The sequence below is a fragment of the Roseobacter litoralis Och 149 genome, assembly GCF_000154785.2.
GTDB classification, from domain to species: Bacteria; Pseudomonadota; Alphaproteobacteria; order Rhodobacterales; family Rhodobacteraceae; genus Roseobacter; species Roseobacter litoralis.
Genome location: NC_015730.1, coordinates 2,074,822 through 2,090,310, shown reverse-complemented (window position 1 = coordinate 2,090,310; position 15,489 = coordinate 2,074,822). Strand labels below are relative to the sequence as shown.

The following is a 15,489-nucleotide window of genomic DNA, read 5'->3' as shown; positions in this document are numbered from 1 at the left end:
ATTCAATGTGGTTCTGATGGCTTTTTCAGTTTCTCTTGCCTGAAAATTGCTCGCTATATCGCGCGCAGTCTTCATCCGTTATCTTTGCAAAGAGCACTTCGGGAACCTCGAATGCTTCACCTGCTGTCAAGTTGATGAGGAAGTCCTCACATTTGTTCGGCCAAGGCGCGGCGGGGTGCCCAAGGCAGTTCAGTATTTTCTCAGACGCCTCGGGCACGAATGGCGAGGATAAAACGCCAAACAACAGAGCCAGATTTAGTCCCAATCTGGTTTGCATTGCTGCAGTTTCAGGGTCCGTTTTGAAAACTGTCCAAGGGGCAACCGTTTGCAGGTATTCGTTTCCGCTGGCCCATATGGCGCGAAGCTCCTGTGCCGATTTTCGAACTTCCATAGCGCTCATGTTGTCTTGGTAGCGGGTCAGGCTCTCATCAAGCCTGTTCAGCAGGTCCAATTCCGTCGGCCCGTAATGACCGCCAGCAGGAACCTGATCTCCGAATTTGGCAGAACAGAACTTTGTGATCCGGCTCACGAAATTGCCCAAAACGTCCGCGAGATCCTTGTTTACGGATGTTTGGAAGTTTTCCCAAGTAAACTCCGCGTCGCTGTTTTCCGGCGCGTGGCTGAGCAGCCACCAGCGCCAATAATCAGCCGGCAAAATGTCCAAAGCCTGATCCATGAAAATGCCGCGGCCCTGCGAGGTCGAAAACTGTCCGCCGTCATAATTCAGATAATTGAAAGACTTGAGGTGGTCGACCATTTTCCATGGCTCGCCTGAGCCAAGAAGGGTCGCAGGAAAGCTCAACGTATGAAAGGGCACATTGTCTTTGCCCATAAATTGCGTGTAGCGCACGTCTTCGGCGCCTTTGTCCGTGCGCCACCACCTTTCCCACTCTGACGGTTCGAGGCCATTTGCCTCAGCCCACTCCGACGCACAGGCTATGTATTCGATCGGCGCATCAAACCAAACATAGAACACTTTGCCTTCCATGCCCGGCCAGTCCTGCGTGCCCTTCTTGACGGGGATGCCCCAATCAAGGTCTCTTGTGATGCCACGGTCGCGCAAACCATCGCCGTCATGGAGCCATTTTTTCGCGATCGAAGTCGTGAGAATCGGCCAATCCGTTTTGCTGTCAATCCAGGCATCCAGCTGGTCTTTGAGAACCGACTGCTTGAGATATAGGTGCTTTGTTTGACGCACTTCGAGGTCTGTAGATCCCGATATGGCCGAGCGTGGTTCTATCAGATCAGTTGGGTCCAATTGTTTGGTGCAATTCTCACATTGATCACCGCGCGCCTTATCATAACCACAGTTGGGGCAGGTTCCCTCGATATAGCGGTCCGGTAAAAACCGACCATCAGCATGTGAATACACCTGCTTTTCGACTACCTCATCGATCAGGTTTGCAGCATCGAGCTTGCCTGCGAAGTGTTGTGTCAACGCGTGGTTTTGCGGGCTTGAGGAGCGTCCGAAATGATCGAACGACAGCTGGAACCCCTTGGCGATCTCAGATTGAATAGCATGCATTTCCGCGCAGTATTGGTCCACAGGCTTGCCAGCTTTGGCCGCTGCCAATTCGGCAGGCGTGCCGTGTTCGTCGGTTGCGCATAGGAATAGAACCTCGTGCCCACGTGCGCGCAGATACCGTGCATAGAGGTCAGCAGGCAGCTGGCTGCCAACCAGATTTCCCAAGTGTTTGATACCATTGATATAAGGAATCGCGGAAGTGATGAGGTGACGTTCCAAAACATGGCTCCGTAGGCTGATTTCTGGCACCCGGTCTACCTCAGGTGATCCGCGAGGGCTACGGCGAAATTAACTGTCTTTGTCACGTTTGCGGCTTTTCCCGGTGAGCCTGCCGATCAAGAACGATGTCCGCGGTGCGTAGGTATAACGGGTTCTGTCCAAGGGAGATGGGCGTGCGCGCATGCGGGTCAGACCGAACACGACAAGCAAAACATGCCCGGCAGCGATCATCATGAACAGCGCGCCGGGCCCATAGCTTTCGATCAGAAGGGAGGCGAGATAGGGGGCCGCAATTGCGCCGAGGGCAAAGTAAAACATCAAGGCAGCGGACAGTTCCACCCGTTCATCGTCAGTTGCAAAATCATGCGCATGTGCAGCGGCAACGGAGTATATCGGAAATGTTGTCAATCCAAACAAACCCGCCGCGAGCATAATGCCGATGGTGCCGAGACCGGCAGAGCTGATGGTGACGGCAGAGCTGGCAATGGCGGCGATGGAAAGCCAGATCAGGACCCAGCGCCGGTCATATTTATCCGCCAGCCAACCCATAGGATATTGCGCCAAAGCGCCGCCAAGCACAAAGGCTGAAAGAAAGTAGGCGATTTGTTCAGTGTTTAAGCCAACTTGTTGTCCATAAACGGGACCGACCATTCGAAACGAGGCGCTGGACAAGGCCGCGACGATGACGGCTGCTGCCGCCAGGGGGGATCGATCCCACGCAAGTCTGGGGCGCAACCGGGGGGAGCCGGGTGTCTCGGGCTGCTTTACGGTGGACAGGGTGATGGGCAAAAGGGCGGCACAGCAAATGATCGCCAGAATATTGTAAGAGACATAGGATGCAGGCTCCAGCACGCTGATGACCATCTGGGCGGCGAGCGATCCTGTCATATCGACAATGCGGTAGACGCCCATTGCGCGCCCGCGGGTTTGGTTGGTGACCTTCGCTTGCAGCCATGCTTCGATTACGGTGTAGCATCCGGCGACACACATGCCCGAGGCGATGCGCATCAAGGCCCAGGCATAGGGATCGACCACAAGCATATGGCTCATCAGGCCAATGGCACCCGCAGCCGTGAAGGCGGCGAAAGCGCGGGAATGACCGACGCTGCCCATCAGACGCGGGGCCCACCAGCATCCGATAAAGAAACCCAGAAAATGAGCGGATCCCAGCAAACCAATCTGCTGTTTCGAAAAGTCGAGGGTCAACCCTGAGAGCGCGTCAAGCGGCCCAACACCGCCGGACGAAAGCTGCAGCAGGAGTACGGACAGAAACAGAGCGGCAAAAGAAATCAGGAGGCGCATAACACCTGCAACTTACGCTCTTGCGCGATGCCACCTTGCGCTTATTCGACAAATGGCGTCGTTTTTATGCACGGGCACGGATTTCTGCGCGGATGTCCAGCCGCACAATGTCATCTGCGAGATCGGGGTATCCGCTGGCGCCATAAGCCGAGCGACTAAGCTGTCCGTCTAGTTGAATAAAGAGCACGGAGAGATCATCAGGGGGCGTTCCTGCGGGGCGGCTTAAGACGGCGTCCAGAGTTATCGGTCGCGTGACACCGCGCAGCGTAAGCTGGCCATCAATCTGCGCACCTTCGGAAATGCGACCCTTGGCGCCTAGTCGGATGCGCGTCGATTCGAAGGTCACCAGAGGATGGGTGGCGGCATCCAGTAATTCACGGCTTTTTATCGCCTGCGTGATGAACACAAGTCCCGAGCGGATCTCGCGAATGTCAGCAGTCACCCGCGCTGTGGAATTGGAGAGAGCTCGACGGTCGACCAATATGTCTGCTTGTTGAACGGGAACGGTGCCGGATTGGCTCGCGCCATTGGCCGTAAAGATGAAGGCAACGCGGGAGCCTTGCGCAACCAGTTCATAGCTCTGGCTGCTGGTGTGCCCCACGGTTGCAAAAGCGCTCAGCGCACTGGCGATCAGCAATCGTCGTGTAATAGGTGAGGTCATACGGCGCTGCTCCTGTTGGTATACAAGATAGGGCAGTTTGCTCAGCTGTCTCGAAATTCACGGCCTCTTGATAGAGAGTGTTCCTGCGTCTTTCGATTTACGGACCGTCCAGTCTTTGGGAGGGGCCGCGCGGGCCCGTAGCCTTTCCAGCCGCCAGCATTCATACTCGCTTGCGTGCTGCGGGTTCAGATGCCAGCGTGTTTCAACACCCGCTGCACCACCTTGTCCCGGCGTCATCAGCAGCCCGGATGAAGATCCCGTAGCAATTTTGCTGCCTGTTTCTGCGGCCAGATGCATACGTCTGACCTGCGTCAGATTGGGCAGGTCGGGCAGATCCACAATGCTCAAGGTGACAGCGCCCGAGCGCAAAACCTCCTCCATCGTCCACAGCAGGTCTTCTGTGCGTTTGGGGGATACAAAAATAAGGCGTGCAGGGTTTATCCAGGCACAAACACCATCACTGTTCAACTTTTCCTGACCCCAGGCCGGGGCGATCCAAAGCACCGGACCCTCTGTTTGCGCGGCCAGCCACATCGCAAAACTGCGTCGCGCAGGGCCACTGACCTCATGCACGCGCCCCTGCACCAGAGCCATTTCCGGTGCATCGGGGATAAACGCTAACGCCGGGGCTGTATATGCCGGACGGCGCGCCAGAAGAGGATGAGAGATCGCCATACCAAAATGTATAGTGTTCTATTTTTGTTCTCAACGCTAAATTTGCCAAACCGCAAGAAACCCGGATCATTTAGAGACCTTGTAAACCTACTTGCGGTAATCGCAGCCCTGATTACTGTGAGGCGAGCAGGAAAAGGAAATACACGATGAAGATGAAGTCACTGGGGCACTCCAGAATTGAAGTATCGGAATTTTGTTTGGGGTCCATGACTTGGGGGACGCAAACCAACACAAACGAGGCGCATGACCAGATTGACCGTGCGTTGGACGCGGGCATCAATTTTATCGACACTGCCGAAATGTACCCGGTGAACCCGGTCTCGGAAGAGACAATCGGGCGGACGGAACGCATCATCGGATTGTGGTTTGAACGCGATGAGCGGCGCGAGGATGTGATCCTTGCCACCAAACACTCGGGCGAGGGGTTGGCAGCTGTTCGGGACGGCGCGCCCATTTCATCCGCGACAATTGCCGAAGCGATTGAGGGGGCGCTGCGCCGTCTGAAAACCGACTACATCGATCTCTACCAGTTTCACTGGCCGAACCGTGGCAGCTATATGTTTCGCAAGAACTGGACCTATGACCCTTCGTCGCAATTGATGCTGGACACCAAACACCACATGGAAGACGCATTGGAGGCGCTGCAAAAGCAGGTCAAACGTGGCACGATCCGCGCCTTTGGGCTCAGCAACGAAAGTGCGTGGGGCACGACGAAATGGATCGAGGCGGCGGAACGTGTCGGCGGGCCGCGGGTTGCATCCGTCCAAAACGAGTATTCGTTGCTGTGCCGCCTTTACGACACCGACATGGCCGAGATGTCGCTTCAGGAAGATGTGCCGCTGCTGGCCTTTTCCCCCTTGGCTGCCGGATTGCTGACCGGGAAATATCAGGATGGCGCAGTGCCTGCGCACTCGCGCATGTCGCTGAGCAGTAATCTTGGTGGGCGCAAGACAGAGCGCGCGTTTGACGCGGTTCAGGCCTATCTTGAGATCGCGCAGAAACACGACCTTGATCCCACACAGATGGCATTGGCATGGTGCAAAACCAGACCTTTCATGGGCTCCATCATTTTTGGCGCGACCACAATGGAGCAGCTGGAGGTTTGTCTCGGCGCGATTGATCTGGAATTATCAGCTGAGGTCGTGGCGGATATTGACGCGGCCCATCGGACGCATCCTATGCCCTACTAGCCTTACATTTATGCGGTATCCTTTGCGGCAGAATCGGATTATCCCGGCTTTGCCGGGCACTTCATTTGTCCGTGTTGTGCGTTAGAAAGGGATGAAAGATGCCGCTGGCCATGAACAAAGACGTTTTTATCACCTGTGCTGTGACCGGTTCAGGGGCCACGCAAGACCGCAGCGCGAAAGTGCCAAGATCACCACAAAGCATTGCCGAAAGCGCCATTGACGCGGCCAAAGCAGGGGCCGCCATTGTTCATTGCCATGTGCGCGATCCGGAAACGGGCGCGCCAAGCCGTGATCTGGCCTATTACCGCGAGGTGACGGACCGCATTCGGGATGCTGAGGTTGATGTGATCCTGAACCTCACGGCCGGTATGGGGGGCGATATGGTTTTTGGGGGCACGGAAAGCCCGTTGCCCCTGAGCGATGCCGGAACTGACATGATCGGCGCGACCGAGCGGGTGGCACATGTCGCTGCCTGTCTGCCGGAGATATGTACTCTGGATTGCGGCACGATGAACTTTGCTGAATCTGATTACGTCATGACAAACACACCGGGTATGCTCACGGCGATGGGTCGCATGATGACCGAGATGGGCGTCAAACCAGAGATCGAAGCCTTTGACACCGGGCATCTTTGGTATGCAAAACAACTGGTTGCGGATGGTGTTCTGGATAGTCCGGCGTTGGTGCAGCTTTGCATGGGCGTGCCTTGGGGCGCGCCGGATGATCTGAACACATTCATGGCGATGGCGAATAACGTACCACCCGATTGGACGTTTTCGGCCTTTGGTCTTGGGCGCAATCAAATGGCCTATGTCGCCGCAGCCGTGCTGGCTGGTGGAAATGTGCGGGTTGGACTGGAAGACAACCTCTGGCTTGAAAAAGGGGTGCTGGCCGAGAACTGGCAACTGGTGGAACGTGCGCACAGCATTATTGAAAATATGGGGGCGCGCGTCATCGGCCCTGCCGACGTGCGCGCACAACTTGGTCTCGAAAAACGCGCGCCACGCGGATGATCTTTGCGGGCAAGGTCCTGTTGGCGCTGGTTGCATCCCCCTTGCTTGCGTCCTGCGCGGTTCAATCCGAGGGACCGTACCGGGACACCACAGCCCCGATTGGGGTGACAACGCGCTTTGACGCTGCACTTTTTTCCGGATCATGGACCCTTTGGGAAGCTTTTGGTCCGGCACAGGCGGGCACTGTCGTCTTTGAACAAGTGGACGGATCGCTGCGCATGTCGGGATCTGCTGCACAGGCTCTGGCCGGAGACTATAGCCCTGGCGTACAGGGCGAATTGATCCCTGACAGCACCGCGCGCGAAACACTTGTGGTTATGTGGGTGGATGAAGACTTTGAAACGGCGGCCATCGGAACGGTTTCAGGCAGCTTTGGCGCGATACTTGATCGGGACGGTATCGTGCCGCCTGATCGTGCAAAGGCCGCGCGCGATATTTTGTCGTTTTACGGATGGGACGTCAGCGCATTGGAAAGGACAGCTTTGTGACACATACAGCAGCCATCATCGGTGGTGGTGTGATTGGCGGCGGTTGGGCCGCGCGCTTTTTGTTGAACGGCTGGGATGTCCATGTGTTTGATCCGGACCCTGAGGCGGAGCGCAAACTAGGACAAGTGCTTGCCAATGCCCGGCGCAGCCTGCCGGGGCTTACGGACGTGGCGCTTCCGACGGAAGGACGTTTGCAATTCTGTACCACGCTTCAAGGCGCTGTAGAGCACGCAGACTGGATACAGGAAAGCGTGCCTGAAAGGCTTGAAATCAAACATAAAACAATGGCGGCAATACAGCAGGTATGCCGCCCAGAGGCCGTCATCGGGTCGTCAACATCAGGATTTAAACCCTCCGAGTTGCAAGCAGGAGCCGCACGACCAGAGCAGATCATGGTCTGCCATCCGTTCAACCCGGTGTATCTTTTGCCCTTGGTCGAAGTCGTCACGACGCCGCAAAACGGCTCCGAACGAATTGATGTCGTCAAAACGCTTTTACAGGGTGTGGGTATGTATCCGCTGCATCTGAAAAAAGAAATTGACGCGCATGTGGCAGATCGTTTTCTGGAAGCGGTCTGGCGCGAGGCACTCTGGCTGGTGAAAGACGGGATCGCCACGACCGAGGAAATTGACGACGCGATCCGCTACGGGTTTGGGATACGCTGGGCGCAGATGGGACTGTTCGAAACCTATAGGGTTGCCGGTGGCGAGGCTGGTATGAAGCACTTCATGGCCCAGTTCGGACCCGCGCTTAAATGGCCCTGGACCAAGCTGATGGATGTGCCGGACTTCAACGATGATCTCGTTGATCTTATCGCCGGGCAGTCTGATGATCAGTCTGGCGCCTACACGATCACTGAGCTGGAACAGATCAGGGACAACAATTTGGTTGCTATGATGCGCGCGCTCAAAACCCAAGATTGGGGTGTCGGCGCGTTGCTGACGAAACACGAAGATCATTTGCGCGAGTCTGGTACAGAGCCGCAGCCTGTGGATCACACGGCACCCGTTGTGACCGGAAACCGCGTGGTGCCGCTGGACTGGACCGACTACAACGGGCACATGAACGAGGCGCGGTATTTGCAGGCATTTGCGGATGCGACGGATCAGTTCATGGCCATAATTGGGTGTGATGCCGCCTATATTGCAGCAGGTGGCAGCTATTTCACCGCGGAGACGCATATTCGACATCTGGATGAGGTCAATGCAGGCCAGATCATTCGGATTGAGACAACTGCGTTAGGCGGTGGCGGCAAGAAACTGCATTTGTGGCATGAGATGTATGTGGCCGAAAAGATGATCGCCACGGGGGAGCATTTTCTGTTGCATGTGGATCTCAAGACGCGAAAACCTTCGCCTGCAAGTCCCGCCGTGGATAGCGCGTTGAAAGAATGGGTTGAGGCACATGGCGAGCGGCCACGTCCGGAAGGGGCGGGGCGCGCAATTGTTTCATCACCGCCGCGCTGAAACAAAGCGCTGTGATCCGGCGGAGCGAGCTGGCGCTCGCATTACATTTTTTGTCTGCATCGCGGCTGAGTTGGGAGACAGGGTTTTGAGGGATGAGGCAGCATGAACCTGTTCCAATCCGAATTATGGATTTTGGTCTCTTTCGCCGCGGCGGGATTTCAGACGGTGCGGTTCTTGCTGCAAAAGGTTCTTTCGACAGCACTACTCACCCCGACAGGGGCCACTTTTGCGCGCTTTGTCTACTCAGCGCCAATCATTGTTGTTGCGATGGCGGGGTATGTAAAAGTCAGCGGTGCGCAGGTTGCGTTTCCGTCCGTCGATTTCTGGGCTTATGCGGTCATGGGCGGCTTGGCGCAGGTGCTTGCAACGATCTGCGTTGTGACACTGTTTAAAACACGGAACTTTGCGGTCGGAATCACTTTCAAGAAGACCGAGGTCATCTTGTCCGTCGCTGTGGGGCTGATTTTGCTGGGGGAAGGTGTCAGCCTAGCGGCCTTTGGGGCCATTGCCCTCGGCCTTGTCGGGGTGCTGCTGTTGTCCAAACCACCGGATGTTGCCGGGTGGGGTTTGGGACAGATGTGGAACAAAGGCGTGGCTTTGGGGCTGAGTGCCGGTGCGTTGTTTGCGGTTTCTGCGGTAAGTTATCGGGGTGCGTCCCTTGAGATCGCGGTGGCGGACCCGATTGTTCGCGCCGGTGTCACCCTTGGCGCTGTGACGACGATGCAGATGATTGGCATGGGAATGTGGCTTTGGTGGCAGGACAGAGCACAGATTTCCGCCGTTTGGCGGGTCCGTCGGGTCGCGGTTTGGATTGGATTGTTATCCTTGGGCGGTTCATTTTGCTGGTTTTTGGCCTTTACGCTGCAAACTGCGGCTTATGTCAAAGCCGTCGGTCAGGTGGAACTGGTTCTGAGCCTGCTGGTGTCCATTCTTTTCTTTTCCGAGCGTGTTTCCTGGCGTGAACTGACCGGGATCGCCGTGCTTTGCACGTCTATCGTCTTGTTGATCCTCGTCACCTAGGCTGCGTTATCGCATCTCTGTTGCCTTGCAGGCGCAGAAACAGGCTCTCTTCATCGTTGTTTTTGAAAAAGGGAACGCTGTCCGGCGGGGAAGGTTGGTCCACGCGCGCTTGTATCTCAGACAGAACGACTTCAGTTATGAACGGCATGTCAAAGCTGCGCGCGTCTTCAAGGCTCACCCATTGCAGGTGAGACAATTCATCGGATGCGGCGGAAAAATCGTCCAGGTCGCTGACAACTGACGCCGCATCGACGAGAAAAAAACGCGCATCAAAACGTCGGGGCCGTCCCGGGGGCGTGATCGCACGAAATACGAACTGCAGCGCGCGCGCGTCAGGTATAAAACCTGTGGCCGCGAAATCCCGCCAATCCTCATGTGGTGTCGATGCCCATGTGCCGGGCGTGCCGAGCACAAGCCCGGTTTCTTCCCATAGCTCACGGATGGCGGCTACGGCCAAGGCATGCGCCAACCCGGCGGGTGCGTCTTCTTGCAGTCGATCAAGGCAGGGGCTTGGAGGTCGCGCTTTCAGGTGGATATCGCCATCAGTGTGATCCACGGCCCCCCCGGGAAAGACAAACTTGTTCGGCATGAATGCGGCTTTTGCCCCGCGTTGCCCCATCAGCACGCGCGGCGTCGTTTCGCGGTCGCGTAAAACAATAACCGTTGAAGCGTTGCGCACGGCTGTTTTGTCTATGGGCGGGTGTTCAGTCACTGAGCGTGCCCCCTTGTTGACGATCGTCGACGTTCAGAAACGGCCTAAGCGCCAAAGCCACCCATACCACGGGCCCATTGGTACCCGACAATGGCACCTTTCAGCCGGGGTAACAAATACAGCGACAGCGCCACACATCCAACCGCGAATATGGTAAAAAGCGTCAGAGGTTCGGGGCGCCATGTCACAAAGGCAACGTGCAAAAGCGGTGCCATCAGGTGGCCCACGAAAAGGATTGTAAGGTAGGCCGGGCCATCATCTGCGCGATGGTGGTAGAGTTCCTCACGGCAGACGGAACACACATCATTTACTTTGAGGTATGATTTCATCAATGGACCACTGCCACAGTGGGGACATTTACCGCGCCACCCGCGCAGCATGGAACGCTTTGTGTCGCGGTCCTGTTCAGGCGCGGAATCGCTGTTTTCGAAACTTGCGTGTTGATCTGTCACTCTGTTCATATCGTTCATCGACGTGCCTGCGGGTTTTAGAAGTTCTGACTTGTGCGCCCTCAATGTGTCGATTGAAAGATGGTCTACGGTCACTGCGGCGGGATGTCGCGAAAAAGAATGTAAATTTGCGACGGAAACATGCAGGTGCTGCGTTTGAGTAAGTGTCGGTACAAAAAAAGAGCGCTGACGCATCGAAAATAAACAGGAGATGACAATGAAACGACTCACATCTACAGCAGGTGTTGCGCTGTGCGCGATTGTTCTGGCGTCTGGCATGGCAGTGGCAAAATCTGGACATGATCGCAGCCCGGTGACTTTTGAAAGCCTTGATGCAGACCAAAACGGTGAGATATCACGCGCAGAGATGCAGGCGAGCCGTGCTTCTCATTTGTTGCGTGCAGATACGAATGGGGATGGGCAGCTCAGTCTTGAGGAGCTGGAAGCACAAGGAGCGGAGCGCGCAAAAGCACGCGCAGAACGCATGATGTCACAGTTAGACACAAATGAGGATGGAGCATTGTCGCAAGAAGAAATGCTGGGTGGACAACGTGCGACGCGTCGTTTTGACAGAGTTGACCGTGACGGTGATGGTGTGATTTCGCAAAGCGAGTTTGAAGCCGCGCAAGACCGGATGGCCAAACGGCGCCCTGTGGACGAATGATGGGCCTTTGGCGGTCATCATGATCGTCAGCAAGTAGTGCGCCGCACCCAGTGTCCGGTGTGGCGCATTACTTCAATTGCATGGATGTAACCTTGAGTGATCACTCAAATACCGAGGCCGAACAGTTGCTGCGCCGCTATGCAGACGGTGATCCGTTGGCGGCTCAGGCGCTGACGAAACGGTTTCTGCCACAGGTGTACGGACACGCAAAGCGGCTCTTGAATGATGAAGCAGAGGCGCAGGACGTCGCGCAAGAAGCGATGTTGCGGCTTTGGAAAATTGCGTCCGTCTGGCGCAGTGGTGAGGCACAGGTATCGACGTGGCTGTATCGCGTGACCGCAAACCTGTGTACGGATGTTTTGCGAAGGCGGCGTTCCGTGGGCTTGGAGGAAATTGCCGAACCTGCTGATGCACGGGCCAGTGCTACGCATCAAATCCAGCAAAAGACACGGACAGAGGCGTTGCAGTCTGCATTGAACCAGTTGCCAGCCCGTCAACGCGAGGCCGTCGTGTTGCGCCATCTTGAAGGACTGGGAAATACAGAAATTGCACAGATCATGGAGATCAGCCCACGCGCGGTTGAAAGTTTGACCGCGCGTGGAAAACGGGAACTAACGGTGCGCCTGAAGGGGCACCGTGCAGAACTTGGGTATGTCGATGACCAGGAATGACGAACAGAGGATGAAAGAAGTTGACCAACTTCTGGCTGCCGCACAATCCGAAGAGCATACGCCGCCGCATGCGTTGATGGCACGCGTGTTGTTGGATGCAGACCGTATTCAGCAGGCACGCACAAAGCCTGCAAGGAGAGGTTTTTTCAGGCAATTGTCGGATGAGCTCAACTTATGGCCTATGCTGGGCGGCCTGGCCGTTGCCTGCAGTCTTGGTTTCTGGGTTGGCATTGATCCACCCATGGGCCTGTTTGACCCGATCGAAACAGTTTTCTGGAATGACAGTTTTACCGAGCTGGAAGAGGCTGCCGAATTGTCCGGATTCGGTTGGGACCTTGGGGAGATTTAGCGCGTGGATAAAGATAAGGCGGAAACCAAAATGGGTAACACAGCATGGCTGAAAATCTTGCTCGGCGTGTCGCTGGCACTAAACCTCGCCGTCGCGGGTTTTTTTGTCGGCGCGTTTTTGCGTGATGGCACGGAAGGGGGAAAGGGGCAAAGAGGTCCCGGTCTGGGGGCCTTTGGGGCGCCTTACATGATGGCTTTGCCGCGCGAGGACCGCCGCGATATCCGTCGTGAAATGAAGGCATCACACGATGCATCCGTCCCGTCTCGCGTTGAGCGCCGCGCCTTGTTTGATGCGGTTCTGGCCACGTTACGGGCATCACCCTTTGATGCAGCAGCTTTGCAGGACGCGGCATCCCAACAAGCTGAGATCACGGTTTTGGTTCAGCAGCGCGCACAGGCGGCCTGGATTTCAGCAGTAAGCAGGATGACGGATGCCGAGCGGATGGCCTATGCGGCAGCGGTCGAAGATATTCTGAACCACGGTCCAAAAAAACGCAAACCTTGAAAGTGTTTACGCAGCGGGGCGGGCAAGATTGACCTGATTTCGCCCCTGCAGCTTGGCCTCGTAGAGTGCTTTATCCGCAGCATCGAGCAGTTCATTCGCGTCTGGCGCCGGGCCTTGCACGCCACGCATCTTTCGGACGCCGCCCATTGTCACGCCGATGGAAATTGTCACTTGAACGAGCTCATTTGAGCCCGGTATCTTGAAGCCTTGCCCGCCGATTTTCCGGCACAGCCTGCTGGCAGAGACGCGGGCTTCGCTGAACGGCGTTGCGGGCATGACGATCAGGAATTCTTCGCCACCGATACGCGCCAGCAGATCCACGCCGCGCAGGTTCTCGCGCAGGCGCCGCGCCGCTTCCACCAACACAGCATCGCCTGATGCATGGCCATAAACGTCATTGATCTGCTTGAAGTGATCCAAGTCCGCGACCATGACAGCGAAACTGCGTCCGGTGGCTGCCGAATGTTCGGCAACGCGCGACAGATGGGGCAGGGCGTAGCGGCGGTTGTGTAAACCCGTCAGCGGGTCCGAAACGGCGGCCTTTAATCCGGTGCGCACAGTTGCGCGCAACTGATCTGCGATGCGCTTGCGCCGCATCAACGCCTTGATACGCAACACCAGTTCTTCTTTGTCAAACCCGTCGGTCATCAGATCATCCGCACCAAGATCGAGCGCATAAGCGCCAAGCCCGGGGTCGGGGCGTGGTTGTATCACCAGAATACCGGCATGGCGGGTAATCGCGGTTGCCCGCACCGCCGCGAGCAGGCGCAGGATCTCTCCGCTGACTTTATCTCCATCATCGAGAACCAGAATGAAGACATCGGGAATGCGTCCCGGCGTCAGATCGCGCAACGCTGTTTCTGGTGAGGCTTGTGTCAAAGACGACCTTAGATGCGGGCGCAACTGTTCCAGCTTTGTGCCGTTTTCAGACCAGAGCACACCATGACGGTACGTCCCGCCGGGCCGAAGTCGGTGGAATCTTCGGCAAAACCAAGGGCTCTGGATGTATCATCGCGCATTTGCCACTCCGCAGCAGTGTTGTGGGCCCTGATCAAGCTGCGCACCCGTGCGAGCAGCAATGTGTCATCAATGGGTTTGACCATGACGTCTTGCACGCCAGCCTCCAACGCTGCCAGCCGGCTTTGCGTGTCGGGTCGGCACGCCACAACCATCATGGGAATGGATCGTGTTTGCGGGTTTCTGTTCAATCTGCCGCACAGGTCGGCTGCATCACCGTCGGGCAAAGCCATGGCTGAGATGATGAGGTCAGGTGCATGTCTCAGAGCAGCAACACAAGCTTCATCCGCGGTTGAGGCTTGCAGGACTTCGTAGAAAGCAGACGCAAGTTTTACCTTTAAAACAATGCGATTAGTGGATATCGCATCTACTATGAGAATTTTGCCCTGCACGCTGATTGCGACCTTTCTTAAGGAAATTCGGGTAGGCGACTTTGATCGCAGATTGGTTAACAAACCGTTTCAAATAGTTTTAAAATTAGAGGTGTCGCATGTCCTATACGCAAGAGTCCGCCGAAGTCATCGCCCTGCAGGCGTTGGGGTGGCTGGCGGGTGATGAGGAATTATTGCCGGTATTTCAGGGCTCTAGCGGGGCCTCTGAAGCTGACCTGCGGGCGGGGGCCAGCGACGCCGTTTTTCTGGCGTCCGTTTTGGATTTCATCATGATGGATGATGCATGGGTGGTTCGGTGTTGTGACCATCTGAAAATTGAATATGCAAGTTTGATGATGGCCCGTCAGTGTTTACCCGGTGGTGCGCAGGTGAATTGGACATGAAAGCGCTGAAAGCCGTTATTTTTGACAAGGATGGCACCTTGTTTGATTTCTCCACAACGTGGGAGGCATGGGCCGCGGCATTTCTGCGGCGAATCGCGGTAAGCGATGCGCAGGCAGAATTGCTGGGGCGCCGGGTCGGTTTTGACATAGGGCGGCAAAGATTCGCGCCCGACAGCGTCGTGATCGCGGGCACGCCAATGGAAGTGGCTTTGGCGTTGGCTTCGGAGTTGCCAGAGTTGACGGTTGACGAATTGGTAGACGTATTGAACGAAGAGGCCGCCTCTGCACCACAGGCCGAAGTTGTGCCCCTGACGCCCTTTCTGAGCCTGTTGCGGGGCATGGATTTGAAGCTCGGGGTGGTGACAAATGACGCAGAGGCACCGGCACGCGCGCATCTCGCGGCTGCAAACGTCGAAGACGGCTTTGATTTCATCGCGGGTTTCGACAGTGGCTTTGGGGCAAAACCAGCGCCGGGCCAGTTGCTGGCCTGCGCGCAGGCCATGAACATCGCGCCTGAGCAAATTGTCATGGTCGGTGACAGCACGCATGATCTGCTTGCCGCACAGCGTGCGGGAATGCGCGCCGTTGGCGTTCTTACCGGTCTTGCAGGTCATGAAACCCTTGCGCCCTACGCAGATGAAGTCCTGCCCGATATATCCGCGCTGCCCGATTGGATATTGTCGCAGTAAAACGGCAAAGAGCCGAAAACGACGAAAGTCGTCGCGAATAAGACGGTCTGAGCCGTAGCTCTCTGTGTTCTTTAAGGAGCAGGAGAGCGGAGAAGGAACA

General features: G+C 56.3%; 19 protein-coding genes. 11 read left to right on the top strand and 8 right to left on the bottom strand.

Annotated elements, in window-relative coordinates:
• Positions 1 to 25 precede the first annotated feature (25 nt).
• From metG to RLO149_RS09910, 4 genes are all read right to left on the bottom strand, one after another.
• A complete protein-coding gene (gene metG, locus RLO149_RS09925) occupies positions 26 to 1,744 on the bottom strand; it encodes a methionine--tRNA ligase (protein WP_044025291.1) in 1,719 nt (572 codons plus the stop codon).
• 69 nt (positions 1,745 to 1,813) lie between these two features.
• Positions 1,814 to 3,046: an MFS transporter gene (locus RLO149_RS09920; protein ID WP_013961951.1), complete on the bottom strand. Its 1,233-nt coding sequence runs from the start codon at positions 3,044 to 3,046 to the stop codon at positions 1,814 to 1,816.
• Between the two features lie 64 nt (positions 3,047 to 3,110).
• On the bottom strand, positions 3,111 to 3,707 hold the full coding sequence (locus RLO149_RS09915) for a YceI family protein (RefSeq protein WP_013961950.1): 597 nt from the start codon (positions 3,705 to 3,707) through the stop codon (positions 3,111 to 3,113).
• Positions 3,708 to 3,764: 57 nt separating this feature from the next.
• The gene (locus RLO149_RS09910) at positions 3,765 to 4,382 is read right to left on the bottom strand and encodes an ImuA family protein (RefSeq protein ID WP_013961949.1); all 618 of its coding nucleotides are present in this window, start codon (positions 4,380 to 4,382) and stop codon (positions 3,765 to 3,767) included.
• A gap of 146 nt (positions 4,383 to 4,528) precedes the next feature.
• On the opposite strand from RLO149_RS09910, the gene RLO149_RS09905 reads away from it, so the two are divergent.
• The 5 genes from RLO149_RS09905 (at position 4,529) to RLO149_RS09885 (ending at position 9,559) form a co-directional block, all read left to right on the top strand.
• On the top strand, positions 4,529 to 5,572 hold the full coding sequence (locus RLO149_RS09905; protein WP_013961948.1) for an aldo/keto reductase: 1,044 nt from the start codon (positions 4,529 to 4,531) through the stop codon (positions 5,570 to 5,572).
• Between the two features lie 98 nt (positions 5,573 to 5,670).
• Positions 5,671 to 6,585 (top strand): 3-dehydrocarnitine:acetyl-CoA trimethylamine transferase BcoG, encoded by a 915-nt coding sequence (gene bcoG, locus RLO149_RS09900; RefSeq protein ID WP_013961947.1) that lies wholly within the window; start codon positions 5,671 to 5,673, stop codon positions 6,583 to 6,585.
• Positions 6,582 to 7,073: a lipocalin/fatty-acid binding family protein gene (locus RLO149_RS09895; RefSeq protein ID WP_013961946.1), complete on the top strand. Its 492-nt coding sequence runs from the start codon at positions 6,582 to 6,584 to the stop codon at positions 7,071 to 7,073. The genes bcoG and RLO149_RS09895 overlap by 4 nt, the downstream gene beginning before the upstream one ends.
• The gene (locus RLO149_RS09890; RefSeq protein ID WP_013961945.1) at positions 7,070 to 8,539 is read left to right on the top strand and encodes a carnitine 3-dehydrogenase; all 1,470 of its coding nucleotides are present in this window, start codon (positions 7,070 to 7,072) and stop codon (positions 8,537 to 8,539) included. The genes RLO149_RS09895 and RLO149_RS09890 overlap by 4 nt, the downstream gene beginning before the upstream one ends.
• Before the next feature lie 102 nt (positions 8,540 to 8,641).
• Positions 8,642 to 9,559, top strand: a complete 918-nt coding sequence (locus RLO149_RS09885) for an EamA family transporter (RefSeq protein WP_013961944.1) — start codon at positions 8,642 to 8,644, stop codon at positions 9,557 to 9,559.
• On the opposite strand, the gene RLO149_RS09880 is transcribed toward RLO149_RS09885, so the two are convergent.
• Positions 9,552 to 10,271, bottom strand: coding sequence for an NUDIX hydrolase (locus RLO149_RS09880; protein ID WP_013961943.1), 720 nt, complete (start codon positions 10,269 to 10,271; stop codon positions 9,552 to 9,554). The two genes, RLO149_RS09885 and RLO149_RS09880, sit on opposite strands and share 8 nt — an antisense overlap.
• Before the next feature lie 44 nt (positions 10,272 to 10,315).
• Positions 10,316 to 10,732: a DUF983 domain-containing protein gene (locus RLO149_RS09875; RefSeq protein WP_085977370.1), complete on the bottom strand. Its 417-nt coding sequence runs from the start codon at positions 10,730 to 10,732 to the stop codon at positions 10,316 to 10,318.
• 205 nt (positions 10,733 to 10,937) lie between these two features.
• Between RLO149_RS09875 and RLO149_RS09870 the strand changes: the two genes are divergently transcribed.
• From RLO149_RS09870 to RLO149_RS09855, 4 genes are all read left to right on the top strand, one after another.
• Positions 10,938 to 11,384, top strand: a complete 447-nt coding sequence (locus tag RLO149_RS09870) for an EF-hand domain-containing protein (protein WP_013961941.1) — start codon at positions 10,938 to 10,940, stop codon at positions 11,382 to 11,384.
• Between the two features lie 80 nt (positions 11,385 to 11,464).
• Positions 11,465 to 12,055 carry a sigma-70 family RNA polymerase sigma factor gene (locus RLO149_RS09865; RefSeq protein WP_013961940.1) on the top strand — a complete coding sequence of 197 codons (591 nt, stop codon included), beginning with the start codon at positions 11,465 to 11,467 and terminating at the stop codon, positions 12,053 to 12,055.
• A gap of 10 nt (positions 12,056 to 12,065) precedes the next feature.
• The gene (locus RLO149_RS22885) at positions 12,066 to 12,404 is read left to right on the top strand and encodes a hypothetical protein (RefSeq protein ID WP_013961939.1); all 339 of its coding nucleotides are present in this window, start codon (positions 12,066 to 12,068) and stop codon (positions 12,402 to 12,404) included.
• Between the two features lie 3 nt (positions 12,405 to 12,407).
• Entirely contained in the window at positions 12,408 to 12,908 is a 501-nt protein-coding gene (locus tag RLO149_RS09855) for a periplasmic heavy metal sensor (RefSeq protein ID WP_013961938.1), read from the top strand.
• 6 nt (positions 12,909 to 12,914) lie between these two features.
• On the opposite strand, the gene RLO149_RS24125 is transcribed toward RLO149_RS09855, so the two are convergent.
• Both RLO149_RS24125 and RLO149_RS24120 read right to left on the bottom strand, forming a co-directional pair.
• Complete coding sequence (locus tag RLO149_RS24125; RefSeq protein ID WP_245538158.1) at positions 12,915 to 13,787, bottom strand: diguanylate cyclase; 873 nt, start codon at positions 13,785 to 13,787, stop codon at positions 12,915 to 12,917.
• A gap of 8 nt (positions 13,788 to 13,795) precedes the next feature.
• The gene (locus RLO149_RS24120; RefSeq protein WP_245538157.1) at positions 13,796 to 14,317 is read right to left on the bottom strand and encodes a response regulator; all 522 of its coding nucleotides are present in this window, start codon (positions 14,315 to 14,317) and stop codon (positions 13,796 to 13,798) included.
• Between the two features lie 98 nt (positions 14,318 to 14,415).
• On the opposite strand from RLO149_RS24120, the gene RLO149_RS09845 reads away from it, so the two are divergent.
• Positions 14,416 to 14,700, top strand: a complete 285-nt coding sequence (locus RLO149_RS09845) for a DUF3572 domain-containing protein (RefSeq protein ID WP_013961937.1) — start codon at positions 14,416 to 14,418, stop codon at positions 14,698 to 14,700.
• Positions 14,697 to 15,389: an HAD family hydrolase gene (locus RLO149_RS09840; RefSeq protein WP_013961936.1), complete on the top strand. Its 693-nt coding sequence runs from the start codon at positions 14,697 to 14,699 to the stop codon at positions 15,387 to 15,389. The genes RLO149_RS09845 and RLO149_RS09840 overlap by 4 nt, the downstream gene beginning before the upstream one ends.
• Positions 15,390 to 15,489: the final 100 nt, after the last annotated feature.